Annotated in this window: 21 protein-coding genes and 1 tRNA gene; 5 read left to right on the top strand and 17 right to left on the bottom strand. The window is 70.2% G+C overall.

What is annotated here, in order from left to right; translation table 11 throughout:
• Position 1: 1 nt before the first annotated feature.
• The 9 genes from ACYVLJ_RS06535 to ACYVLJ_RS06495 are packed head-to-tail and all read right to left on the bottom strand — an operon-like array spanning position 2 to position 8849.
• On the bottom strand, positions 2 to 550 hold the full coding sequence (locus ACYVLJ_RS06535; RefSeq protein WP_460438054.1) for a dTDP-4-dehydrorhamnose 3,5-epimerase family protein: 549 nt from the start codon (positions 548 to 550) through the stop codon (positions 2 to 4).
• Positions 547 to 1737 carry a polysaccharide pyruvyl transferase family protein gene (locus ACYVLJ_RS06530; RefSeq protein ID WP_460438053.1) on the bottom strand — a complete coding sequence of 397 codons (1191 nt, stop codon included), beginning with the start codon at positions 1735 to 1737 and terminating at the stop codon, positions 547 to 549. Before ACYVLJ_RS06530 ends, ACYVLJ_RS06535 begins: the two co-directional genes overlap by 4 nt.
• Positions 1734 to 2591, bottom strand: coding sequence for a glycosyltransferase family 2 protein (locus ACYVLJ_RS06525; RefSeq protein ID WP_451982519.1), 858 nt, complete (start codon positions 2589 to 2591; stop codon positions 1734 to 1736). Before ACYVLJ_RS06525 ends, ACYVLJ_RS06530 begins: the two co-directional genes overlap by 4 nt.
• Entirely contained in the window at positions 2588 to 3823 is a 1236-nt protein-coding gene (locus ACYVLJ_RS06520) for an MATE family efflux transporter (protein ID WP_451982936.1), read from the bottom strand. The genes ACYVLJ_RS06525 and ACYVLJ_RS06520 overlap by 4 nt, the downstream gene beginning before the upstream one ends.
• A 59-nt stretch (positions 3824 to 3882) precedes the next feature.
• Positions 3883 to 5157 (bottom strand): DUF4910 domain-containing protein, encoded by a 1275-nt coding sequence (locus tag ACYVLJ_RS06515; RefSeq protein WP_460438052.1) that lies wholly within the window; start codon positions 5155 to 5157, stop codon positions 3883 to 3885.
• Positions 5157 to 6176, bottom strand: coding sequence for an NAD-dependent epimerase/dehydratase family protein (locus tag ACYVLJ_RS06510; protein WP_460438051.1), 1020 nt, complete (start codon positions 6174 to 6176; stop codon positions 5157 to 5159). The genes ACYVLJ_RS06515 and ACYVLJ_RS06510 overlap by 1 nt, the downstream gene beginning before the upstream one ends.
• A 3-nt stretch (positions 6177 to 6179) precedes the next feature.
• Positions 6180 to 6827, bottom strand: coding sequence for a PIG-L deacetylase family protein (locus ACYVLJ_RS06505; protein WP_451982933.1), 648 nt, complete (start codon positions 6825 to 6827; stop codon positions 6180 to 6182).
• The gene (locus tag ACYVLJ_RS06500; RefSeq protein ID WP_451982509.1) at positions 6824 to 7615 is read right to left on the bottom strand and encodes a glycosyltransferase family protein; all 792 of its coding nucleotides are present in this window, start codon (positions 7613 to 7615) and stop codon (positions 6824 to 6826) included. Before ACYVLJ_RS06500 ends, ACYVLJ_RS06505 begins: the two co-directional genes overlap by 4 nt.
• Before the next feature lies 1 nt (position 7616).
• Positions 7617 to 8849, bottom strand: a complete 1233-nt coding sequence (locus ACYVLJ_RS06495; protein ID WP_460438050.1) for a class I SAM-dependent methyltransferase — start codon at positions 8847 to 8849, stop codon at positions 7617 to 7619.
• Positions 8850 to 9048: 199 nt separating this feature from the next.
• Here ACYVLJ_RS06495 and ACYVLJ_RS06490 point away from each other — a divergent pair, with 199 nt between their 5' ends.
• Entirely contained in the window at positions 9049 to 9417 is a 369-nt protein-coding gene (locus tag ACYVLJ_RS06490) for a YrdB family protein (RefSeq protein ID WP_451982503.1), read from the top strand.
• Between the two features lie 70 nt (positions 9418 to 9487).
• Here the strand turns inward: ACYVLJ_RS06490 and ACYVLJ_RS06485 are convergent, their stop codons facing one another.
• The gene (locus ACYVLJ_RS06485; protein ID WP_451982500.1) at positions 9488 to 10363 is read right to left on the bottom strand and encodes an LLM class F420-dependent oxidoreductase; all 876 of its coding nucleotides are present in this window, start codon (positions 10361 to 10363) and stop codon (positions 9488 to 9490) included.
• A 40-nt stretch (positions 10364 to 10403) separates the two neighbouring features.
• Positions 10404 to 11372 (bottom strand): YncE family protein, encoded by a 969-nt coding sequence (locus ACYVLJ_RS06480; RefSeq protein ID WP_460438049.1) that lies wholly within the window; start codon positions 11370 to 11372, stop codon positions 10404 to 10406.
• 134 nt (positions 11373 to 11506) lie between these two features.
• Between ACYVLJ_RS06480 and htpX the strand changes: the two genes are divergently transcribed.
• On the top strand, positions 11507 to 12367 hold the full coding sequence (gene htpX / locus ACYVLJ_RS06475; protein ID WP_451982494.1) for a zinc metalloprotease HtpX: 861 nt from the start codon (positions 11507 to 11509) through the stop codon (positions 12365 to 12367).
• On the opposite strand, the gene rfbA is transcribed toward htpX, so the two are convergent.
• Together rfbA and ACYVLJ_RS06465 are read right to left on the bottom strand one after the other, a co-directional pair.
• Positions 12364 to 13245, bottom strand: coding sequence for a sugar nucleotidyltransferase (gene rfbA, locus ACYVLJ_RS06470; protein WP_460438048.1), 882 nt, complete (start codon positions 13243 to 13245; stop codon positions 12364 to 12366). The two genes, htpX and rfbA, sit on opposite strands and share 4 nt — an antisense overlap.
• An 84-nt stretch (positions 13246 to 13329) precedes the next feature.
• The gene (locus tag ACYVLJ_RS06465) at positions 13330 to 14466 is read right to left on the bottom strand and encodes a sialidase family protein (protein WP_460438047.1); all 1137 of its coding nucleotides are present in this window, start codon (positions 14464 to 14466) and stop codon (positions 13330 to 13332) included.
• Between the two features lie 197 nt (positions 14467 to 14663).
• Here ACYVLJ_RS06465 and ACYVLJ_RS06460 point away from each other — a divergent pair, with 197 nt between their 5' ends.
• Positions 14664 to 15323 (top strand): hypothetical protein, encoded by a 660-nt coding sequence (locus ACYVLJ_RS06460; protein WP_460438046.1) that lies wholly within the window; start codon positions 14664 to 14666, stop codon positions 15321 to 15323.
• 34 nt (positions 15324 to 15357) lie between these two features.
• Here the strand turns inward: ACYVLJ_RS06460 and ACYVLJ_RS06455 are convergent, their stop codons facing one another.
• A complete protein-coding gene (locus ACYVLJ_RS06455) occupies positions 15358 to 15849 on the bottom strand; it encodes a YajQ family cyclic di-GMP-binding protein (protein ID WP_451982484.1) in 492 nt (163 codons plus the stop codon).
• A gap of 129 nt (positions 15850 to 15978) precedes the next feature.
• On the opposite strand from ACYVLJ_RS06455, the gene ACYVLJ_RS06450 reads away from it, so the two are divergent.
• Positions 15979 to 16061: transfer RNA gene (locus ACYVLJ_RS06450), tRNA-Tyr, on the top strand.
• 381 nt (positions 16062 to 16442) lie between these two features.
• Positions 16443 to 17264 (top strand): class I SAM-dependent methyltransferase, encoded by an 822-nt coding sequence (locus ACYVLJ_RS06445; RefSeq protein WP_451982481.1) that lies wholly within the window; start codon positions 16443 to 16445, stop codon positions 17262 to 17264.
• Positions 17265 to 17334: 70 nt separating this feature from the next.
• On the opposite strand, the gene lon is transcribed toward ACYVLJ_RS06445, so the two are convergent.
• From lon to ACYVLJ_RS06430, 3 genes are all read right to left on the bottom strand, one after another.
• Positions 17335 to 19737, bottom strand: coding sequence for an endopeptidase La (gene lon, locus ACYVLJ_RS06440; RefSeq protein WP_451982478.1), 2403 nt, complete (start codon positions 19735 to 19737; stop codon positions 17335 to 17337).
• Between the two features lie 100 nt (positions 19738 to 19837).
• Positions 19838 to 20686: a class I SAM-dependent methyltransferase gene (locus ACYVLJ_RS06435; protein ID WP_460438045.1), complete on the bottom strand. Its 849-nt coding sequence runs from the start codon at positions 20684 to 20686 to the stop codon at positions 19838 to 19840.
• Positions 20683 to 21537 (bottom strand): SAM-dependent methyltransferase, encoded by an 855-nt coding sequence (locus tag ACYVLJ_RS06430; RefSeq protein ID WP_451982472.1) that lies wholly within the window; start codon positions 21535 to 21537, stop codon positions 20683 to 20685. Before ACYVLJ_RS06430 ends, ACYVLJ_RS06435 begins: the two co-directional genes overlap by 4 nt.
• Positions 21538 to 21562 lie beyond the last annotated feature (25 nt).

Here is a 21562-nt window from a genome sequence, read left to right as displayed (position 1 = left end):
CTCACCTCGTTGGTTTGAACGCCTCTCCGAGAGTAGGCGCGCGTTCGTCGCGGTCACTCACCATTGTGATCGAAATCGGCCACGAAATGTCCAATTCGGGATCTTTGTACGAAATTGTGATGTCCTCGGCCGGATCGTGCGCGCGGTCGATGCGGTACGAAACGTCCGAGGGGTCGGTGAGTGACTGGAAACCGTGCGCGCACCCCGCCGGGATGTACACGGAAACCTGCGATTCACCGGTCAGTTCGAATGTTTTGATGTTCCGGAACGTCGGCGAATCCGGTCGGAGATCCACCACGACGTCGAAGATCGCGCCGTGCGAGCACCGCACCAGCTTCGCCTCGCCGGCGCCGCCGCGCAGGTGCATCCCCCGCACGACGCCCTTGCGGGAGCGGGAAAGGCTGTCCTGGACGAAGCCGTCCGGGTCGATGCCCGCCGCCGCGACGACGTCCCGGTCGAACGTGCGGCTGAAGAAGCCGCGGTCGTCGGCGTGGGGCGTCGGCTCGAACAGGTACGCGCCTTCGATCTCGGGCACCGGAATGGCTTTCACCCACGACCTCCGTCGATGACGAGCCCGGAAAGCTCGGTGAACTGGTCTTCGACCCGGGAGGCCATCTCCTTGGCCTGCCGCTCCAGGTTTTCCACGACCTCGTCGCGGTTTTTCTCCAGCTCGCGGAAAAGCGCCACCAGCCGGTCGAAGTCGGGCTCGCGGGCCGAGATGCAGAACTCACCGACCCCCATCGACGCCATCAGCACGTCGCTCTTGCGCGCGTAGCCGAACGACACCGTCGGTTTCGCGGACTTCAGCGCGCACAGCACGTTGTGGTAGCGCGTGCCCACCACGGTGTCGACGGCCGCCATCTGGTGCATGAGGTCGCCCAGCGACGTCAGCGGCTCGGCCTCGATGTCGGCGTCCGGCTTGTGGGCCAGGGCGTCGGCGATGACCTCGCCGGGCACGTCGAGGTCGGCGACGTCGCCGATGAACAGCCGGACCGGCCGCCCCTCGTCGACCAGCAGCCGCACGAACCGCTTGACCGTGCCGAGGTACGCCGCGTTGATCCGGTCGGCGCGGGCCCGGTCGTCGTTGCCGCCGTGGAACTCCATCAGCCCGACGCCGACCGCCCCGGTCGAGGCGCGCGGCTCGGGGTCCGGCAGCGCGAAGGCGAGGTCGGGGAAGACGTGGTCGCCCCGGACGTCCACGCCCATCCGGCCGAGCGCCTGCCGGGAGTGCTCGTCGCGGAACGACCGGTAGTGCGCCAGCCGGGCCGCGCGGCTGACGACCCAGCGGGTCCCGCGCTTCTTGACGTAGTCGGCGCCGACGCTGACCAGGGCGACCTTGGCGCCCGTCAGCCGGGCCGTGATCCCCAGCCACAGCAGTGAGTACGGGAGCGCCCACGGCCGGATCGGCAGGGTCGCTTCGAGCACGCCCATGCCGGGGACGATCACGACGTCCTGCTTGCGGACCCACCACCAGGTCCGGGCGGGGTCGAGGAGCTTGCCGAGCACCTTGAGCGCCGCGGCGCGCACGCCGGTGGCGTCGCCGGCGTGCGGCTCGTACCACTGCAGGTGCGTCGCCGGCGCGCCGTAGCGCGCGGTGAGCTCTTCGGGGCCCATGGCCAGGAAGTCGAGCCGGGCGTCCGGGTAGCGGCGGCGCACGTACGAGACGACCGCCTCGAGCGAACCGTCGTTGCCGAGGTTGCCCGAGCCGAGGATGCCGAAGAAACCGATCCGGGTCACGCCATCAGCCCGATCTTGCGCAGCGGCTTGCCGCCGAGCCACTCCGCCATGACGCGGTAGCAGTCCCGGCGCTCGGTCGCCGTCAGCGGCGCCTCCCGGATCGCGGAGACGTAGCCCGCCGCGAACCCGGCGTAGAGCCGGGCCTTCGACTGGCCCGCGCGGCGCGGGTCGAGGTTGGTGCACACCCGCTGGACGGTGCCCAGGTTGTCGCCGCGGCCCGGGTGTTCCCGGCGGAAGAACATCACCTCGGGCACCTGGACGAACGTGCCGTGCAGCGAGAGCTCGCCGACGAGCTTGCGGCCGGCGTTGTGGTAGCTGTCGTGCGGCGCGATGCGGCGGAGCACGGACAGCCGGATCACGCCGTAGTAGTCGTCGCCGCCTTCGCCGAACATCAGGCTGCGGAACCGGCGCGCGGGGTCGGGCGAGTCCGTCTCGAGCTGGTAGTCGTAGTTCTCCAGGATCTCGCCGCGCTCGTCGACGATCGCCATGTACGAGTGGGCGAGGACGGCTTCCGGGTGCTCGTCGAGCGCCTTGACGCACGCTTCGATCAGGCCGGGGCCGAACAGGTCGTCGTGGGCCGCCCACTTGAACAGCTCGCCGCGGGCGGCGCGGACGAGGAAGTCGTGGTTCGGCGCGGCCCCGATGTTGCGGGGCTGCCGCACGTACCGGATCCGGTCGTCCTTCGCGGCGTACTTCTCGCAGATCTCCCGCGTGCCGTCGGTCGACGCGTTGTCCGAGATGACCAGCTCGTAGTCCGTGTAGGTCTGCGCGAGCAGGTTCTCCAGCGCTTCGGCGAGGTAGTTTTCCCCGTTGTAGACCGGAAGTCCGATGGTCAGCCGTGGTGCACCGGTCATGGTGTCCTCGATTCCTGAGGGGTTCGGATGTGGGCGCGAACCGCGAGGTGGAGCTGGCTCCACCAGACGAAGGCGGAGGTGAACGTGGCCATGGCGACGCCCCAGCCCGAGCCGACCGCGCCGCCCACGACGGCCCCGATCAGCCCGCCGGCCACGTAGAGCGCGGAGGCGATCAGCTGGCAGCGCATGCTCCGCTTGGCCGCGCCGAGCGCGCGCAGCCCGGTGGCCGCGCCGCCGATGAAGCTGGCGTTGGTCACCGAGAGCGTGGCCGGCAGGATCATCGCCTTCGCCGTGTGCCAGACGTCGCCGAGCACGAACTCGCCGAGCCGGTCGTTCAGCAGGAGCAGCAGCGCGGTGCCCCAGAGCAGCGCGGCGAGGGCTTGCGAGCCGCCGAGCGCCAGGCCGAACAGCGGCAGCTTGCGGACGTTGCGCTTGACCACCCGGGCGGCCTCCGGCACCGCCACGAAGGCGAGGCCCATGAGGACGGCGACGAAGGGCCCGAGCAGCAGTTCGCCGCCGCGGACGGTGCCCACGGCGGCGACCCCGGCGATCGCGCCGAGGCCGTACATGCGGATCTGCGACCCGCTGCTGTTGCTGACGTTTTCGACGAGGTAGCGCGGGCCGAGGTCGCGGTGGTCCCGCAGCCAGCCGCCGACGCCGGCGAGGCCCGGTTTCAGCCGGGTCTGCACGTAGCCGTAGCCGGCGGCGACGGCCGCGCCGCCGCCCCAGGCCAGCAGGAACGTGACGACCGTGGGGTGCAGGCCGGCCAGCAGCATCGTCGGGATCATCGCGACGCCCCAGACGACGTCGTTGAAGAACGCCTTGCGGCCTTCACCGGAGGCGAAGAACGCGAAGCGCCAGCTGTCCTGCAGCAGCAGCGCGGGCAGGACGATGCCGAGGGCGACGAAGGCCGAGCCGAACTCGCCGCCGGCCGCGATCCCGAACACCACGCTGATGACGCCGGCGAGCAGGCCTACGACGAGCGCGGTCCGCGACGCCCTGGCCACGGCTTGGCGCCAGACCTCGGTGTCGACGCCGCTGTAGCGGACCATCAGCGGGTCGGTCGCGAGCCCGCGCGAGATGTTGATCAGCACGCCGTAGGTGACCCAGGCGAGGCTGAACATGCCGAACGCGGTGACGCCCAGTTCGCGGGCGACGAAGACGCCGATCGCGAAGTTGGTCAGGCTCGACACCGCCTGGTCGCCGAGGCCCCAGGACAGCCGGCCGGCCATCGCCTTGAGGCCCGCGTTCCGTCTGGGGGGCGCCGCCCGGTGCTGACCAGTCACCACGTTCACTCCTTGACCAGGCCGGCGTCGCGCAGGGCGCCGGCCGCTACGTCGACGGTGTCGAAGGGCAGTCCGGCCCGTTCGGCGATGTCCAGGAGGTCGTGCTCGCCGTCGGAGAGGTTGAGGACCCAGAGCATCGCCAGCTGGGCCTGCTTGGCGTCGCTGCGGCCGCCGAGCGAGTCGTACAGCCCGCGCTTGCCGAGCTGCGGCTCGCCGTACGGGCTGAGGTTGACGTACCGGCGGTTGCGGTCGAGGACGCCGAAGGCGTCCCGAAGCGCGCCGAGGGTGTCTTCCATGGCCGACGGCGAAACGAAGCCCGGGTTGTCCGCGGAGGTGTGGTACTCGGGGTAGCCCGCGTACGGCGTCCGCGTCAGCGACCCGACGCCGAGGTTGAAGCCCGGCGAGCAGAACTGGCGCTCGTCGTAGCCGTAGGGCGAGAAGTCGACAACGCGGTGTTCTCGGCTCTTCAGCACGTGCTGCAGGACGCGGTCGATTTCGGCGTCACCGCGGCGGGACTTCTTGTAGGTCAACGAGCCCGGGTCGCCCGCGCAGGCCAGGACGAGCCCGTGCTTGACCTTGTCGATCCGCTCCTGGTTGCGCGCCAGCCACGTGATCGAGCCGATCGTCCCGGGCATGAACAGGAACCGGTACGTGTAGTAGGGGTCGACCAGCTGCTGCGCCAGCGAGATCGCCACCGCGATGCCGGCCAGGTTGTCGTTGGCCAGCGACGGGTGGCAGACGTGGCACGACACGATGACCTCGTCGGTGACCCGGCCCGGCACGACGTGCTCGCCGTAGGTCAGCGAGCCGTCTTCCAGGGTCGAATCGATGACGACTTCGTACTCGCCGTCGGGCAGCGCGTCGAGCTTGTCCTGCGCGAGGCAGAAGCCCCAGGCCGGCGCGTAGTAACTGGTCCGGTAGGGCACCCACGACGGCCGGTCCGGCAGCGTGTGCAGGTGCTCCCGCAGCTCGCTCAGCGGCATCCGCCGCGACACCGGGGCGCTGTACCCGACGACGTGCAGGTTCAGCTCCTGGAAGTCGATCACCCGCTCACCGGACGGCGCGGCGACGTAGGCGTCGCGGATGTTCCACTCCTGCGGGATCGTCCAGTCCAGCACCGCCGTGCCGGTCGGTACCTCGTGCCGCTCCAGCGCGAGGTGCTCGCCGATGACGTCCAAGGTCCGCCGCACACCGTCGCCGGTGATGCTGCGGCAGATCGGGTAAAGCCGTTCGACCAGGGCGTGCAGCTCCGCGCCCGTTCGCAGCTGCGTCCCGGTCACTACTTCCGCCGCAGGGTGGCGTCGACGCGGCCGGCTTCGCCCTCGCTCTTCAGCCAGGCGAGCCTGGTGAACAGCTGCTGGAACGACTCCCGGGTCAGTCCGAACTTCCGGTAGGCCTCGATGAGCTCGACCGCCCCGTCCTTGACCGACCACTCGCAGGCGAAGCCGGGGATGGCTTCGCGGAAGCGCGAGAAGTCGACGCGGTACGAGCGCGGGTCGGCGCCGGCCTCACCGGTGATGTTGAGCGTGGAGCCCGGTACGGCCTCGACGACCTCCTGGGCGATCTCGGCGACGGTGACGTTGTTGTCCTCGGTGCCGATGTTGAAGGCCTTGTTGTGCACGGCTTCCTTCGGCGCGGTCAGGGCCGCCGTGAACGCGCGCGCGATGTCCTGGGCGTGCACCAGCGGCCGCCACGGCGTGCCGTCCGACAGCACCAGCACCTCGCCGGACAGGTGCGCGTGCGCGGTCAGGTTGTTCAGCACGATGTCGCCGCGCAGCCGGGGCGAGTAGCCGAACGCCGTCGCGTTGCGCATGTAGACCGGGGTGAAGTCGTCGTCGGCCAGCTCGTGGACGTCGGCCTCGACGCGGACCTTCGACTCGGCGTAGGGCGTCACCGGCTTCAGCGGCGCGTCCTCGTTCACCAGCTTGTCGCCGCCCGCGCCGTACACCGAGCAGGTCGACGCGTAGAGGTACCGCTGCACGCCCGCGTCTTTGGCCAGCTTCGCGAGCTTCACGGACGCGTGGTGGTTGATGTCGTAGGTCAGCTCCGGCGCGAGCGAGCCCAGCGGGTCGTTCGACAGCGCGGCCAGGTGGATCACGGCGTCGAAGCCCTCGACGTGCTTCGCCTCGACGTCGCGCAGGTCGACGACGTGCCCGGCCGGGTCGGCCGGCGTGGGGCCGAGCAGGCAGGTCTCGAACAGTCCCGAATCGAGGCCGACGACCTCGTGACCGGCGGCGGCGAGCACCGGGGCCATCACCGTCCCCAGGTAGCCCTTGTGCCCCGTCAGCAACACCCGCATCGGTCAGCCCTTCAGGTCGAGAGTGAGTTTCTTGACGAAGAACGCTTCGGCGTACTTCGCGGCGGCCTCGATGCCGCGGATCCGCGCCAGCCCGAGGAAGGCTTCGCGGTCGTACCAGGGCCGGTGCCGCTGCGACGCGTAGTGCGTCTGGAGCAGCCGGACCTTTTCCTCCGCGACGTCGTCGTCGAGGGGCTGGTAGACGGCCGGGCTGCCGAGGTCGCCGTCCCACTTGACGATCTCGTAGCCCAGCGCCAGGTGGTCGCGGAACGCCGTCGGCACCAGCTTGGCGAGGCCGCGGTGGTCCTGGTGGGCGTCGTCGGTGCGCGGCGCCAGGATGACGTCCGGGTCGGTCCGCCGCCGCAGTTCTTCGAGGGCGTTCTTGGCCTCTTCCCAGTGCGCCGGGAAGCGGCCGTCGGGCAGCTTGAGCACCGTGACGTCGAGCTCGGCGCCCGGGCAGAAGGCTTCGAGAGCCGCCCGCTCCTCGTCCTCGCGGGGCGTGCCGCCACCGGAGAGCACCAGCGCGTCGACGCGCAGGCCCGGCCGGGACGCGCAGAGCGTCAGGAGGGTGCCGCCGGCGCCGATCGCGATGTCGTCGCAGTGCGCGCCGAGGGCGACGACGCCGCCGAGCCGTCCCGGCCGGAGGCCGATCACGCGGTGCTCGCGACGGGCCGCTCCCAGAGCGCCCACGGCTTCTCGCCGTGTGTGTAGGCGTTGTCCAGCGCCGCGCGCTCCTTGACCGTGTCGGTCGGCTTCCAGAACCCGCGGTACGGGTAGGCCAGCAGCCGCCCGCGCTTGGCCAGCTCCCCGCAGCCGTCGGCGACCAGGTCGCCGTTCTCCGGGATGTGGTCGAAGACCTCCTGCCGCAGCACGAAGTAGCCGCCGTTCTCCCACAGCGGCATTTCGCTGACCGCGGTGATCGCGCCGACCATGCCGCCTTCGTTCATCTCCACGCAGTGGAACGACGACTGCGGCGGCACGACCATCATCGACGCGCCGGCGTCGGTGGTGCGGAACCGCTCGATCATGTCCGGCAGGGGCGCGTCGGACAGCACGTCGGCGTAGTTCGCGAGGAACATCTCGTCGCCGTCGAGGTAGTCGCGGACGCGGCGCAGGCGCTCGCCGATCGGCGACTCGATGCCGGTCTGCACGAAGGTGATCGTCCAGTCGGCGATGTCGGTCGACAGCAGCTCCGCCTGCCCGTTGCGCAGGATGAAGTCGTTGGAAATGGTTTCCTGGTAGTTCAGGAAGAAGTTCTTGATGTGCGCCGCGCCGTAGCCAAGGCACAGGATGAATTCCGTGTGGCCGAAATGCGCGTAGTAGCGCATCACGTGCCAGATGAGCGGTCTCGGACCGACCATCGCCATCGGCTTCGGGACGTCGTCGCCCGCGCCGTTGCGCATCCGCATCCCGTAGCCACCGCAGAAGAGAACGACCTTCACTTCACTGCACCTCGACGATTTCCAGGCGCGGGATCGGGAACATGAGCTTTCCGCCCCACGCACCGATGTAAGACAGCTGTTCGGTCAGTTCCTCCCGGAGGTTCCACGGGAGGACGAGCACGTAGTCGGGCCGGTCGGCTTCGATGCGCTCCGGGGGCAGCACCGGGATCCGGGTGCCCGGGGTGAACCGGCCGTGCTTGTACGGGTTGCGATCGACCGTGTACTGCAGCAGGTCCGTCCGGACGCCGCAGTGGTTGAGCAGGGTGTTGCCCTTGCCCGGGGCGCCGTAACCGACGACGGTCTTCCCGTCGTTGCGCGCCTCGATGAGGAACTTCAGCAGGTCCAGCCGCACGCGGGTGACGCGCTCGGCGAACTCGGTGTAGCCGGACAGCTCGTGCAGCCCGGCGGCCTTCTCGCGCCCCAGCACGTCGGTCATCCGCTCGCTGGGCTCGCCCGCCACCTCGGCCGGACGCGCCCACAGCCGGATCGACCCGCCGTGCGTCGGCAGCAGCTCGACGTCGACCACGGTCAGGCCGCCGGTCGCGAGGGCCCGGCGCGCGGATTCGACCGTGTAGTACTGGAAGTGCTCGTGGTAGATCGTGTCGTACTGGTTCTTCTCGATCAGCGTGAGCAGGTGCTGGACCTCGATCGACACCCAGCCGTCGTCGGCGACCAGCGCCCGGAGGCCCTTCGTGAAGCCGAGGACGTCGGGGATGTGCGCGTAGACGTTGTTCGCGGCCACGAGGTCGGCCGGGCCGTGCTCCTCGCGGACCTTCAGGCCGGTCTCCTCGGAGAGGAAGGCCGTCAGGGTGGGCACGCCGGCGTCGCGCGCCGCCTGCCCGACGTTCACCGAAGGTTCGACGCCCAGACACCGGATGCCGTGGCCGACGACGTGCTTGAGCAGGTAGCCGTCGTTGCTGGCGACCTCCACGACGAACGACTTCTCGCCGAGCCCGAGCCGCTCGACGGCGTCGTCGACAAAGCGCTTCGCGTGCTCGACCCACGACGTCGAGAAGGACGAGAAGTAGGCGTACTCGGTGAAGGTGTCGTCGGGGTCGATCAGCGGCGGGATCTGGGCGAGCCAGCAGTCGGTGCACACCTTGAGGTGGAGCGGAAAGGTGGCTTCCGGTTCGTCGAGCTGTCCGGCGGTCAGAAATCGCTCACACGGGGGAGTGGCCCCGAGGTCCACCACGCTGGCCGTGTTTGTCGAACCGCAGAGTCGACATGTGGTCATCTACCAGGCTCCTTGGCTCGCGGTCGCGATATGCGTTAAACACGTCGAGCAGGGGCGGACCGCCGTTACAACGGGGCGCGAGCGGCTGGTGGACCGATTCGGAACCGCAACCTGGATGGCCGAAGTGTGGCGGAGATCACGATCCGTGCCCGCCCGGACCCGTAACGTCCACAGTGGACCCGACCTCTAGGCTGGCGCGATGACTCCGGAGCCGACTCCCCGCCTGAGCGGGATCGCGGGCGTGGTGCTGACGGTCCGCTTCCTCACGGAGCTGGCCCTGCTGGGCGGGTTGGCCCTGGCGGGTACGCAACTCGGCAGCGGGCCGGCGCTGGCCATCGCCGACGCGGTGCTGCTCCCGGTCGCCGCGGCGGCGATCTGGGGCCTGTTCATCGCCCCGCGCGCCCGCCGCCGCCTGGCCGAACCGGCCCGCTTCCTGGTGGAGTTCGCCCTGTTCGCGGCGACCGGCGTGGTGCTGGTCCTGGCGGGCTGGCCGGTGAGCGGGATCGCGCTGGCGGTCGTCGGCATCGGCGTCGCAGCACTCACCCGCCGCTTCGCCAAGGACGGCTGAGCCCGCCGCGCCGGGCCACCACGCGGACATTCGGGTGACCCGGGTCGGCAAATTGCCGAGCGGGACTTGCTCAGCCGATCTTCTCGGCGGCCGGGATGACGTCGGTGCCGAACTTCTCCAGCACCGCCGGGTTGTGGACGTGCGGGACCATGCCCAGTGCGACGTGGATGCCGAGCCCGTTCAGGCGCTCCAGCTCCTTCAGCAGCTCGCCCGCCTTCGAGCCGTCCTCGCCGATGTCGAGGATGTGGTAGACCGTCTTGGTGATCGAGTCGTAGTCGCGGCCCTCGTTCTCGCAGTGCCGCTTGAGGACGTCGAGCTTGTGCTCCAGCTCCGGGCTGTTGAACAGGTTGCACTGGTCGGCGTACTTGGCCACCAGCCGCAGCGTCTTCTTCTCGCCGCCGCCGCCGATCATGATCGGGGGGCGCGGGTCCGACAGGGCCTGCGGCACGTTCAGCAGCCGCTCCGCGTCGAAGTGCTTGCTCTTGAACGGCTCGTCGCCGTCCGCCCACATCCGCAGCACGTACTGGAGGTTCTCCTCCAGCAGCTCGAAGCGCTCGGCGACCGGCGGGAAGGGGAAGCCGAGCCCGCGGGACTCGTCCTCGTTCCAGCCCGCGCCGATGCCGAGGATCGCGCGGCCGCCGGACAGCACGTCCAGCGTCGTGATCGCCTTGGCCAGCAGGCCCGGGTGGCGGTACAGGACACCGGTGACGACCGTGAGCAGCTTGGCCCGCGAAGTGTGCGCCGCGATGAAGCCGAGGGTCGTGTACGCCTCGAGCATGTCGTTCTCGACGGGGCCGACCCCGCCGATCTGGAAGAAGTGGTCCATCACGGCGATGGAGTCGAAGCCCGCGCTGTCGGCGGTGCGGACGACGGCGGCCAGGTCGGCGCCCAGCGCGGACGCCCCGTTCGGCCAGGTGAAGTCGGGGATCTGGAGTCCGAGTTTCATACCTTCCGACCGTATACCTGGAGTGGCCCCAGCTGCCGGGTCAGAAGTCCCGGACGAGCGAAAGCCTGCCGTGCAAGGGATCCGTGACGTAGACCGTGCGCGTGCGCTGGTCTACCGCGACGTCGCCGGGGTTGACGCCCAGCGACAGTTCGCCGGTGAGCGTCCCGGTGCCGCCGTCGACCCGGCTCAGCCCGTTCTGCCCGCCGTTCGTGTACACCGTGTTCGTGCCCTGGTGCACCGCCAGCGCGGAGGATTCGCTGCGCAGCAACACGGTCTTGCGCTCGGTGCGCGTCGCGGCGTCCACAATGGACATGTGGTGGATGCCGGAGTTCGCGACGTACACGGTACCGCTTTCGGCGTGCACCGCGACAGCGGTCGGCCGCGCCCCGACCTTCACGCTGGCGACGAACTTCCCGCTGTCGATCGAGAACACCTCGACCGAGTCCGTGCTCGTGCTCGCGCAGTAGGCCAGCTTGCGGCCCGGGTCGACCGCCACCCCGGCGAGGCTCGGCTTCGGGCCCGGCACGAGCGCGGCGAGGGTGCAGCTCACACCGTCGAGCACGGCGAGCGTCCCGGTGCCGCCGCTGGCCGCGTAGACGCGGTTGGCCTGCTCGTCGACGGCCAGCGTGGACGCGCCGGCGCCGGCGCCGACCACGCTCACCAGGTCGTGCGTGCGGCCGTCCAGGACGACCACGGTGCCGGCCTTCGCGTTCGCGACGTAGATCCGGTTGGCCTTGGCGTCCACGGCGACGTCGCCGGGCTCGCCGCCGACGTCGAGGACGCCGGCGACCGTGGGGCCGCGCGGGTCCACGACCGAAACGGCTCCGGCATCGGGGTCCGCGACGTACGCGAGCCCCGTGACGGGATTCACCGCGACCGCGGTGGGCGTCCCGCCGAGGTCGATCGAGCGCACGTCCTCCGCGCGCGCGACCCCGGGCAGGGCCAGCGCCCCGGCACCGGCCGTGACCAGGGCGAACAGGGTCCTCCGGCGTATCGGGCGACCTTCCATCGGCGCCTCCGCTCGTGATCAACTCGCCGTCCGAGCCTAACCCGCGCGATGATCACGTGAAGGAACTTCGCGTCCCCCGATCGCGTTGTTTCCACTGGGTAACCCACTTCGGAAGCGGACGGAGGCGAGCGCGCGTGCACGGGCACCAGAACGGACTGAAGACGGCGTTGCTGCTCGGCCTGCTGTCGGCGATCATCGTCGCGATCAGCGGGCTCTTCGGGCGCGGCGCGCTGGTGATCGGCCTGGTCGTCGCCCTGGGGATGAACGCGTTCGCCTACTTCAACTCGGACAAGCTGGCGCTGCGCGCGATGCGGGCGCGGCCGGTGTCCGAGGTCGAGCAGCCCGCGATGTACCGGATCGTGCGCGAGCTCGCGCACGTCGCCCGCCAGCCGATGCCGCAGCTCTACCTCAGCCCGACGGCCGCGCCGAACGCGTTCGCCACCGGCCGCAGCCCGCGGCACGCGGCGGTGTGCTGCACCACCGGCATCCTCGAGCTGCTCGACGAGCGCGAGCTGCGGGCCGTGCTCGGCCACGAGCTGTCCCACGTCTACAACCGCGACATCCTCATCTCGTGCGTCGCGGGCGCGCTGGCCAGCGTGATCAGCGTGCTGGCGAACATCGCGCTGTTCTTCGGCGGCAACAACCGCGACGGCAGCCCCCTGGTCAGCCTGATGCTGATCTTCGTCGGCCCGATAGCGGCGGCCGTCATCCGGATGGGCGTCAGCCGCTCGCGGGAGTACCAGGCCGACGCCTCGGGCGCGGAACTCACGGGCGACCCGCTGGGCCTGGCATCGGCACTGCGGAAGCTCGACGCCGGCACGCGGGCACGGCCGCTGGTCGCCGAGCCGCAGCTGGTGTCGCAGTCGCACCTGATGATCGCGAACCCGTTCCGCCCGGGCGAAGGCCTGAGCAAGCTGTTCTCGACCCACCCGCCGATCGCCGACCGCATCCGGCGGCTCGAGGAAATGGCGAGCCGGGGGCCGGGCGGCTTCTAGGCCGACGCCCCCGCCGCGACGGCGACCGCCTTCACGTAGTCGCCGTAGCCGGACTTCGCCAGCTTCGCGCCCAGTGCGTAGCACTCGTCGGCGTCGATGTACCCCATCCGCAGCGCGACCTCCTCCAGGCACGCGATGCGCACGCCCGTGCGGTGCTCCAGCACCTGGACGAACTGACCCGCTTCGAGCAGCGAGTCGTGCGTGCCGGTGTCGAGCCAGGCGAACCCGCGGCCGAGGTCGACCAGGGACGCGCGGTCCCGGCGCAGGTAGGTGAGGTTGACGTCGGTGATCTCCAGCTCGCCACGCGGCGACGGCTTCAGCGCGCGGGCGATGTCCACGACCTCGTTGTCGTAGAAGTACAGCCCGGTGATCGCCTTGTTCGACCGCGCCTTCGCGGGCTTTTCCTCGATGGTGACCAGCTTGCCGTCCGCGTCGACCTCGCCGACGCCGTAGCGCTCGGGGTCCTTCACCGGGTACCCGAACAGGATGCAGCCGTCGAGCCTCCGCACGGCCTCCTGCAGGCGGGCGGAGAAGCCCTGGCCGTAGAAGATGTTGTCGCCGAGCACGAGCGCGACGTCGTCGCCGCCGATGAAGTCCGCGCCGATCACGAACGCCTCGGCCAGGCCGTTCGGGCTGGCCTGCTCGGCGTAGGAGAACGAGACGCCGAACTGGTCGCCGTTGCCGAGCAGCTTGCGGAAGTTCGGCAGGTCGGCCGGGGTGGAGATGATCAGGATCTCGCGGATGCCGGCCAGCATCAGCACCGAGATCGGGTAGTAGACCATCGGTTTGTCGTAGACCGGCAGCAGCTGCTTGGACACCGCCTGGGTGATCGGGTGCAGGCGTGTCCCGCTGCCTCCGGCCAGCACGATGCCCTTCATGAACTGCCTCCTCGAGTCCGACGTCGGGCCCACTCTACGGCCGGGTGAAGGGCGGAAGGCGGGTCCGGTGCCGAAGAAGGCAGTTCAGAAGGCGGGCCCCTTGCCGAAGTAGGCCTTGCAGCCGGAGTTGTATTCGGTGGCGATCTCCAGGACGTTCTTGCCGTCGTCGACCGGCAGCAGCGTCGAGGAGTAGTTGGGGCAGAAGTTGTTGTAGATGCCGGTGATGTGCACGGGTGCGGGCAGCTCGTACCAGTTGCCGCTGCCGAAGGTGTCGTTCGCCAGGAGGACCTGGCCGTTCTTCGGCTGCGGCTCGCCCTTGGCGTTGGTGTATATCTGGCCGACCATGACGATCCGCACGCCGTTCGGGCCGCCGGGGAACAGCGCGATCGTCTGCGCGTGCTGGAAGTAGTTGCCGGTGGCGGTGTTCACCCGGGTGCCGGGATCGGTGGGGCTGCCCCAGTTGGCGCCGTCGGGCGAGATCTTGAAGTACGGGTCGCAGTAGCGGTCGCGGAAGTTGCAGATCTCGTAGGCGAAGTAGTACCGGCCGTCGGGCAGCCGGCGGATGATCGGCATGCCGGGCCGGACCCGGTCCGGCGGGATGGCCAGGGTGAGCTGCTTGGTGCCCCAGTTCACGCCGTCGGTCGAGGCGACCCGGTTGAGCACCTGCGCGTACTTCGGCGCCTGCGTCTCGTCGGCGAAGTGGAGCCAGAGCGTGCCGCCGGCGTCGACGGTGAACTCGGGCTCCCAGACGCCGTCGATGTTGTGCGAGCGGGCCGCCTCGGACAGGAAGCTCCACGAGCGGCCGCCGTCCTTGCTGGCCCAGATCTTGATCGCGACGCGCCGCTGCGGCCCGGCGTCCTGCCCGTAGGAGGCGGCCCACAGCAGCGTGCCCGCGCGGAGCCGGCCGACCCGCTGCGGCAGCTCGTAGACGGTGCCGCAGCACATGCCGTACCGGCCGTCGGGGTCGTGGATGGCGCCGATCTGGTGGAACGTCTCGCCCTCGTCGGAGCTCTCCATGATCGGCGTGAACTTGCCGCCGGAGTCTTCGCTGGTCAGCGACGCGATGATGCGCCCGCGCCCCAGGACGGAGTGCTCGAGCCGGATCAGGCGCGCGTAGGAGCCGAAGCCGGGCAGGAGCTGCTTGCGCTCGGCGGCGCTCGCGGGGGTCAGGGTCGCCCCGAGCACGGTGACCGACAGCACGAAGGCGAGCAAGCGGCGCATCCTGACCCTCTCCACGCGGTGACCGCGCGATTACAGCACGCGGCCCGGGTCCTTCGTGGACAGTCACGCGGCCCATTCGCGCGTTCGAGGGGTTTGATCCGCACTTCCGGGTGATTGATCACACACGGCGACGGTAACGCCGGGGCAAAGGCCGTCGAAAGATCACCAGAGGGCCGTGGTGGCCCCGAGGGGGAACGATGAAATTCCGGCTGTCCTGCTTGCTGCTGGTGGTCCTGACGTCCGCGTGCGCGCCCGCCACCGGGTTCGGCACGATCGTGACGCCGACCCCGCGGCAGGTGCCGGTGCCCACGACGTCCGCGCCGCCGGGCCCGCGCGACGTGCCGACGGAGACGCACACGGGCAAGAGCAGCGGCGAGTTCCAGACGAGCTGGCCGGCGGACCAGCTGGGCTTCTTCACGTTCGACTGCCCGAAGTGCTCGGCGAACGTGATCGTCGACACCGACGGCGGCGAGCACGGCGTGGTCAACGCGATCGGCCCCTACCACGGGACGACATGGCTGAACATGTACCCGGACCACCCGGCGAAGCACGTGACCGTCCACGCGAACGCACCCTGGACGGCGACGATCGCGGACTACCGGAGCCTGCCGACAGCAGAGGCGGCCAAGGACACGACGGGCAAGGGCGATGCGGTACTGCGCGTGCCGGCGGGCGTCACGAAGGTCAAGTTCACGGCCAAGACCCGCGGCAACATCGCGCTGTGGGTCCACTCCCCGGAGGACGACGACCTGCTGGTGAACCAGATCGGCGACATCCAGGTGGAGCGGGACGTCCGCGGCCCGGCGTACCTCAAGGTGGACGGCTACGAAGCGAGCTGGACGCTGACGCCGTCCTGAGCGGGCACCCGGGCCCCGGGTGCCCGCGGCGGCGTCACCGGTAGTTGGTGAACTGCAGCGCGATCTCGAAGTCCTTGCCCTTGAGCAGGGCGATGACCTCCTGCAGCTGGTCCTTCTTCTTGCCCGACACCCGCAGCTGGTCGCCCTGGATCTGGGCCTGGACGCCCTTCGGGCCTTCGTCGCGGATGAACTTCGCGATCTGCTTCGCCTTGTCCGAGGCGATGCCCTGGAGGATCTTGCCCGCGATCTTGTAGCTCTTGCCCGACAGCGCGGGCTCGCCGGCTTCGAAAGCCTTCAGGGAGATGCTGCGCTTGATCAGCTTCTCCTTGAACACCTCGACCGCGGCCAGGGCGCGCTCCTCGGTCTCGGACTCGACGGTGATCGCTTCCTCGCCCGCCCAGTTGATCGTCGTGCCCGTGCCGCGGAAGTCGAAGCGCGTGCCGAGCTCCTTGCCTGCCTGGTTCAGCGCGTTGTCCACCTCCTGGCGGTCGACCTTGCTCACGACGTCGAAAGAGGGATCCGCCACGTGTCCTCACACCTCGTACTCGCTTGTCAGGGGCCACCCAGCCTAGCCCCCACCGGGGGACGGGCGGCCCGGTTGACCCCCGCTCGAACCCGTTGGGTAAGCTTCTCCCCGGCCGGTTCGACCGGCCATGGCGGGTTACCCGAGTGGCCAAAGGGGACTGGCTGTAAACCAGTTGGCTTACGCCTACGGGGGTTCGAATCCCTCACCCGCCACTTCACGCCAGTCAGCCCGGTGATCCGATCACCGGGCTGACTGCGTCTGCACGTGCGGTGACCCCGGTCTCCCGCCGCTCCGGCGAACGGGTGCCGTAATACGCGCACCGCTCATCCCGATGACACTCGGAGTTTGTTTTCCGGAAAACGGACGTCGTCGAGTTCGTTCCGATTGAGTATTTTGTCGCGTAATAACGCGGAGGCCGTTTCAACCCGCGATACGGCCGCAATTCGTCCGCGTAACGGGTGAAGATTCATTCGCCCTTTCGACCGCATTTCGAAATACTTCCGTTATTCGGTAACGGCTCTCCCGGCCGGCCCGACCCTGCCAGTGGCCTGCGGGCCGCCGCAGGTGGCAGAGGTCAGCCAGTGGAGGTGCACATGCCGGTTACCGGGACGCTCGAAAGCCCGACGCGCGAGCAGCTCGTGCGAGTCCAGTACGCCGATGCCCAGCTCGTCGCGGACTACGCCGACGCCTATTCCGGGTGGGGACCCACCGCGCGCTACTACCATTCCCGGCTGCACGCCGTCGATCGGACGCTCCTCCGGTGCCCCGGAGGCTCGCTCCTCGACGTCGGCTGCGGGCCGGGGATGATGGTGCGCCACCTGCTCGACGACCGGCCGGGGGACTTCGCCGTCACCGGGTGCGACCGGTCGGCGGCGATGGTCGACGCGGCCAGGACCCGGGTCGGGGAGGAAGCGAGTTTTTCGGTCGGCAACATCGAAGAAATGCCGTTCGCGGACGGGACCTTCGACGTCGCGCTCGCGATGGGCGTGCTCGAATACGTCGACCTCGGCCCGGCGCTGCGGGAAATAGCGCGCGTGGTCCGCCCGGGCGGGCTCGCCGTCGTCACGATGCTGAACCCGCACAGCCCGTACCGGATGTTCGAATGGGGGCTGTACTGGCCGGCGCGCCGGGTACTTGGCGGAATCGAAGAAGCCCTGCGTTTTCCGCGGCGCCACGGGGCGCGCCACACGGGAATCGAGGCGTACGGGCCACGGCGGCTGCGCCACGAGCTGTGGCGGGCCGGGCTGCAGCCGCAGGACACGCTGTTCTACGACGTCAACGGGCTGGTCCCGCCGCTCGACCGGGTCGTCCGCCGCTGGGACCGCAGCTGGCGCGCACACCCGGAGCGGACGGTCAAGCGCGGCCCCGCGGGCCGCTTCGGCACCGGCTACCTGATCGCCGCGCGCCGCGTCTGAGCGAGAAGAGCGGCCGGTTTCCCTGGGGAAGGGGAAACCGGCCGCTCTCCGGAGGCGGCGGCGCTCGGGGTTACGCCGCCTGGGAAACCGGCGTCGAAGCCGGGGTCAGGGCGAGGTCGAGGACCTCGCGGACGTTCGCCACCGCGTGGACGTCCAGCTGGGACAGCACCTCGGCCGGGACGTCGTCGAGGTCCGGCTCGTTGCGCTGCGGGATGATCACGGTCTTCATCCCGGCCCGGTGCGCGGCGAGCAGCTTCTGCTTCACGCCGCCGATCGGCAGGACGCGCCCGGTCAGCGACACCTCGCCGGTCATCGCGACGTCCGCCTTCACCACGCGGCCCGAGAGCAGCGACGCGAGCGCCGTCGTCATCGTGACGCCCGCCGAAGGCCCGTCCTTGGGCACCGCGCCCGCCGGCACGTGCACGTGGATGCCGCGCTTGCGCAGGTCACCCACCGGCAGCTCCAGCTCCGCGCCGTGCGAACGCAGGTAGGAGAGCGCGATCTGCACGGACTCCTTCATCACGTCGCCGAGCTGACCGGTCAGCTGCAGCCCGGACGCGCCGGACTCCTCGTCGGCCAGCGACGCCTCGATGTAGAGCACGTCACCGCCGGCGCCGGTCACCGCCAGGCCCGTGGCCACGCCCGGGGTCGCGGTCCGCTGGGTCGACGCGGGCAGCGACGACTCCGGCAGGTGCCGCGGGCGGCCCAGGTAGGTCTCCAGGTCCGGGGAATCCACCGTCAGCGGCAGCGAAACCTGCTCCAGCGCCACCTTGGTCGCGATCTTGCGCAGCACCTTGGCGATCGTCCGGTTCGCGTCGCGCACGCCCGCCTCGCGGGTGTACTCGGCGGCGATCCGGCTGAACGCGGCGTCCGTCAGGACGACGTCCTCGACGCCCAGCCCGGCGCGCTCCAGCTCGCGGGGGAGCAGGTGGTCGCGGGCGATGGTGACCTTCTCGTGCTCGGTGTAGCCGTCCAGCGTGACGAGCTCCATGCGGTCCAGCAGCGGGCCGGGGATGGTCTCGAGCGCGTTGGCCGTCGCCAGGAACACGACGTCGGACAGGTCCAGCTCGACCTCGAGGTAGTGGTCGCGGAACGTGTGGTTCTGCTCCGGGTCCAGCACTTCGAGCAGCGCCGCGGTCGGGTCGCCGCGGTAGTCGGCGCCGACCTTGTCGATCTCGTCGAGCAGCACGACCGGGTTCATCGAGCCGGCTTCCTTGATGGCGCGGACGATCCGGCCGGGCAGCGCGCCGACGTAGGTGCGGCGGTGGCCGCGGATCTCCGCCTCGTCGCGGATGCCGCCCAGGGCGACCCGGACGAACTTGCGGCCCATGGCCTTCGCGACGGACTCACCCAGCGACGTCTTGCCGACCCCGGGAGGGCCCGCGAGGGCGAGCACCGCGCCCGACCGACGTCCGCCGACCGGGCCGAGACCCGATTCCGCACGACGCTTGCGCACGGCCAAGTACTCGATGATGCGTTCCTTCACGTCGTCGAGGCCGGCGTGGTCGGCGTCCAGGACCGCTCGCGCGGCCGCGATGTCGTAGACGTCCTCGGTGCGCTCGGTCCAGGGCAGCTCCAGGACGGTGTCCAGCCAGGTGCGGATCCAGCCGCCCTCGGGGGACTGCTCGGACGTCCGGTCCAGCTTGTCCACTTCGGCCAGTGCGGCCTTCTTCACGGCGTCGGGCAGTTCGGCGGCTTCCACGCGGGCGCGGTAGTCGTCGTCCTCCGCGGTGCCGTCGAGCTCGCCGAGCTCCTTGCGGATGGCTTCGAGCTGACGGCGCAGCAGGAACTCCTTCTGCTGCTTCTCCATGCCCTCGGCGACGTCCTTGCGGATCGTGTCGGTCACCTCGAGCTCGGCCAGGTGCTCCTTGCTCCACTCGAGCGCCTTCTCCAGCCGGGCGCCGACGTCCGACGTGGTCAGCAGCTCGAGCTTCTGCTCGGTGCTCAGGTACGGCGCGTTGCCGGACAGGTCCGCGATCGCGGACGGGTCCTCGACCTGCTGGACGGCGTCGATCAGCTGCCAGCCGCCACGCTGCTGCAGGATCGAGATGACGACGGCCTTGTACTCGGCCGCGAGCTTGGCGGCCTGGTCGTCCGTGGTCTCGGGGGCGTCCTCGGCGTGCACCCAGCGGGCGGCGCCGGGGCCGTCGGCGATCCGGCCGACGACCGCGCGGCCGGTGCCGCGCAGCAGCACGGCGGCCTTGCCGCCGGGCACGCGGCCGATGCGCTCGACCGTGGCGACGGTGCCGAACTCGGCGTACTCGCCGTGGACGCGCGGCACGATCAGGACCTCGGCCTTGGCGGCCGAGCCGGACCGGATGCCGGGGAAGGACGCCTGGCTCGGCGTCTTGGCCTGGGCGGACTCCACCGCGGCCCGCGTCTCGGTGTCGGAGAGGTCGAGCGGGACGACCATGCCCGGCAGCACGACGTCGTCATCGAGCGGGAGCACGGGCAGGAGGCGGGTGTCGGACATGTGCACTCCTCGTGTAGTTGAGTCTGCCTAGCTCAACTCTCCGATGGGTGTGTTTGTTTCCAGGAGTGCGTTCGCCCACAGCGATCAGTGAATACGCAGGTCAGAGCGATGGCCGGCGCGCAACGGCGCACCACGCAAAGGGGCGGGTCTCGGTGTCGATGGCGTTCGGCGGGGTCTCCGGACGCCAGTCCGGCAACGATGTCATCCCCGGCGGCAGCAGCGGCCAGCCCCCGAACCAGGGGAGCAGTTCCGCCGCCGAACGCAGCCACGCGGGGTTCGACGTCGCCTGGTAGGCCTCGATGAACCGGCGCACCTCGGCGGCACGGGCGGGCGGCGCGTCGTCGCGGCACGTGCCGTGCGTGAGGGCCAGCCAGCTCCCGGGCGCCAGCTTCGCCCGGTACTCCGCCACCAGCCCGTCCGGGTCGTCCGACGGGCCGATGAAGTGCATGACGGTGATCATCAGCAGGCACACCGGCCGCGACCAGTCGATCAGCTCCCGCGTGACGTCGTCTTCGAAGATGCCCTTCGGCTGCCGGATGTCGCGTTCGACGAGCCCGGCCCAGTCCGACGCGCCTTCGCGCTCCAGGATCAGCCGCGAATGCGCCGCGGCCACCGGCTCGTAGTCGACGTAGACGACGGACGCCCGCTCGCCGGCGGGCAGCCGGTCGCGGACGATCTCGTGCACGTTCCCCGCGGTCGGCACACCGGAACCGAGGTCGACGAACTGCCGGATCCCGGCGGCCACCGCCGCCGAGACCACGCGGTTCATGAACGCCCGGTTCTGCCGCGAGATCGGCCGGATCAGCGGCCACACCTTTTCGACGCGGCGGCCGAACTCGCGGTCGACCGCCCAGTGCTGGTTCCCGCCCAGGTACCAGTCGTAGACGCGCGCCGCGGACGGCTTGTCGGTGTCCACCCCGGCCGGGGCGAGCGGCGCCCCTTCGGTCATGCCCCGGGCTTCTCCGCGATGCCGCACCACGCAAAGGGCCGGGCCTCCGCTTCGAGGGCGTTCAGCTTCCGGTCGGGCCGCCAGTCCGGCAGGTGCACGATGCCCGGCTCGAGCAGCGGCCAGTCGCCGAACAGCGGCTCGATCTCTTCGCGGTCGCGCAGCCACACCGGGTTGCTCGTCTTGCGGTACTGCTCGACGAACCAGCGCAGCCCGTCCAGGTACGGGCCCGAACCGTCGCCCTCGCTCATCTGCGAGATCGCCAGCCAGCTGCCGGGCGCGAGCTTGTCGCGGTACGCCTTGAGCAGCCCCAGGGGGTCGTCGTCCGGGCCGACGAAGTGCAGGACCGCCATCATCATCAGGCAGACCGGCTTGGAGAAGTCGATGAGCCGCTTCGTCTCCGCGGCGCGCAGCACGGCCTTCGCGTCCCGCATGTCGGCCTGGACGATGCCGGCCCAGTCCGTCGCCATCCCCTCTTCGAGGATCAGCGTCGCGTGGGCGACGGCGACCGGCTCGTAGTCGACGTAGACGACCTTCGCGTCGTGGTCCTCCGGCAGCTCGGCCTCGACCACCTCGTGCACGTTGCCCGCCGTCGGGACGCCCGAGCCGAGGTCGATGAACTGCCGGATCCCGGCCCGCAGCGCCGCCCGCACCGCGCGGTTCATGAACTCGCGGTTCTGCTTCGACCCGGGGCGCACGAGCGGCCACTGCTGCTCCATGCGCCTGCCGAACTCGCGGTCGACCGCCCAGTTCTGCGTGCCGCCCAGGTACCAGTCGTAGATCCGGGCCGCGGACGGCTTCTCGGTGTCGACGCCTTCGGGCGCTCTCGGCGCCGAATCCCGCTGATCGGCCACTTCCGGCTCCCCTCGCTCTCCGGGA

This window comes from Amycolatopsis stemonae (genome assembly GCF_054781455.1).
Note: the sequence above shows the minus strand (reverse complement) of the source record. Positions and strands in the feature narration are given on the sequence as shown.

Coding starts and splice junctions, on each gene's coding strand:
- ACYVLJ_RS06525 (WP_451982519.1), bottom strand. CDS start 2,591: ATGACCGGTGCACCACGGCTGACCATCGGACTTCCGGTCTACAACGGG.
- ACYVLJ_RS06520 (WP_451982936.1), bottom strand. CDS start 3,823: ATGGCCGGCCGGCTGTCCTGGGGCCTCGGCGACCAGGCGGTGTCGAGC.
- ACYVLJ_RS06510 (WP_460438051.1), bottom strand. CDS start 6,176: ATGCGGGTGTTGCTGACGGGGCACAAGGGCTACCTGGGGACGGTGATG.
- ACYVLJ_RS06495 (WP_460438050.1), bottom strand. CDS start 8,849: ATGACCACATGTCGACTCTGCGGTTCGACAAACACGGCCAGCGTGGTG.
- ACYVLJ_RS06490 (WP_451982503.1), top strand. CDS start 9,049: ATGACTCCGGAGCCGACTCCCCGCCTGAGCGGGATCGCGGGCGTGGTG.
- ACYVLJ_RS06485 (WP_451982500.1), bottom strand. CDS start 10,363: ATGAAACTCGGACTCCAGATCCCCGACTTCACCTGGCCGAACGGGGCG.
- ACYVLJ_RS06480 (WP_460438049.1), bottom strand. CDS start 11,372: ATGGAAGGTCGCCCGATACGCCGGAGGACCCTGTTCGCCCTGGTCACG.
- rfbA (WP_460438048.1), bottom strand. CDS start 13,245: ATGAAGGGCATCGTGCTGGCCGGAGGCAGCGGGACACGCCTGCACCCG.
- ACYVLJ_RS06465 (WP_460438047.1), bottom strand. CDS start 14,466: ATGCGCCGCTTGCTCGCCTTCGTGCTGTCGGTCACCGTGCTCGGGGCG.
- ACYVLJ_RS06460 (WP_460438046.1), top strand. CDS start 14,664: ATGAAATTCCGGCTGTCCTGCTTGCTGCTGGTGGTCCTGACGTCCGCG.
- ACYVLJ_RS06445 (WP_451982481.1), top strand. CDS start 16,443: ATGCCGGTTACCGGGACGCTCGAAAGCCCGACGCGCGAGCAGCTCGTG.
- lon (WP_451982478.1), bottom strand. CDS start 19,737: ATGTCCGACACCCGCCTCCTGCCCGTGCTCCCGCTCGATGACGACGTC.
- ACYVLJ_RS06435 (WP_460438045.1), bottom strand. CDS start 20,686: ATGACCGAAGGGGCGCCGCTCGCCCCGGCCGGGGTGGACACCGACAAG.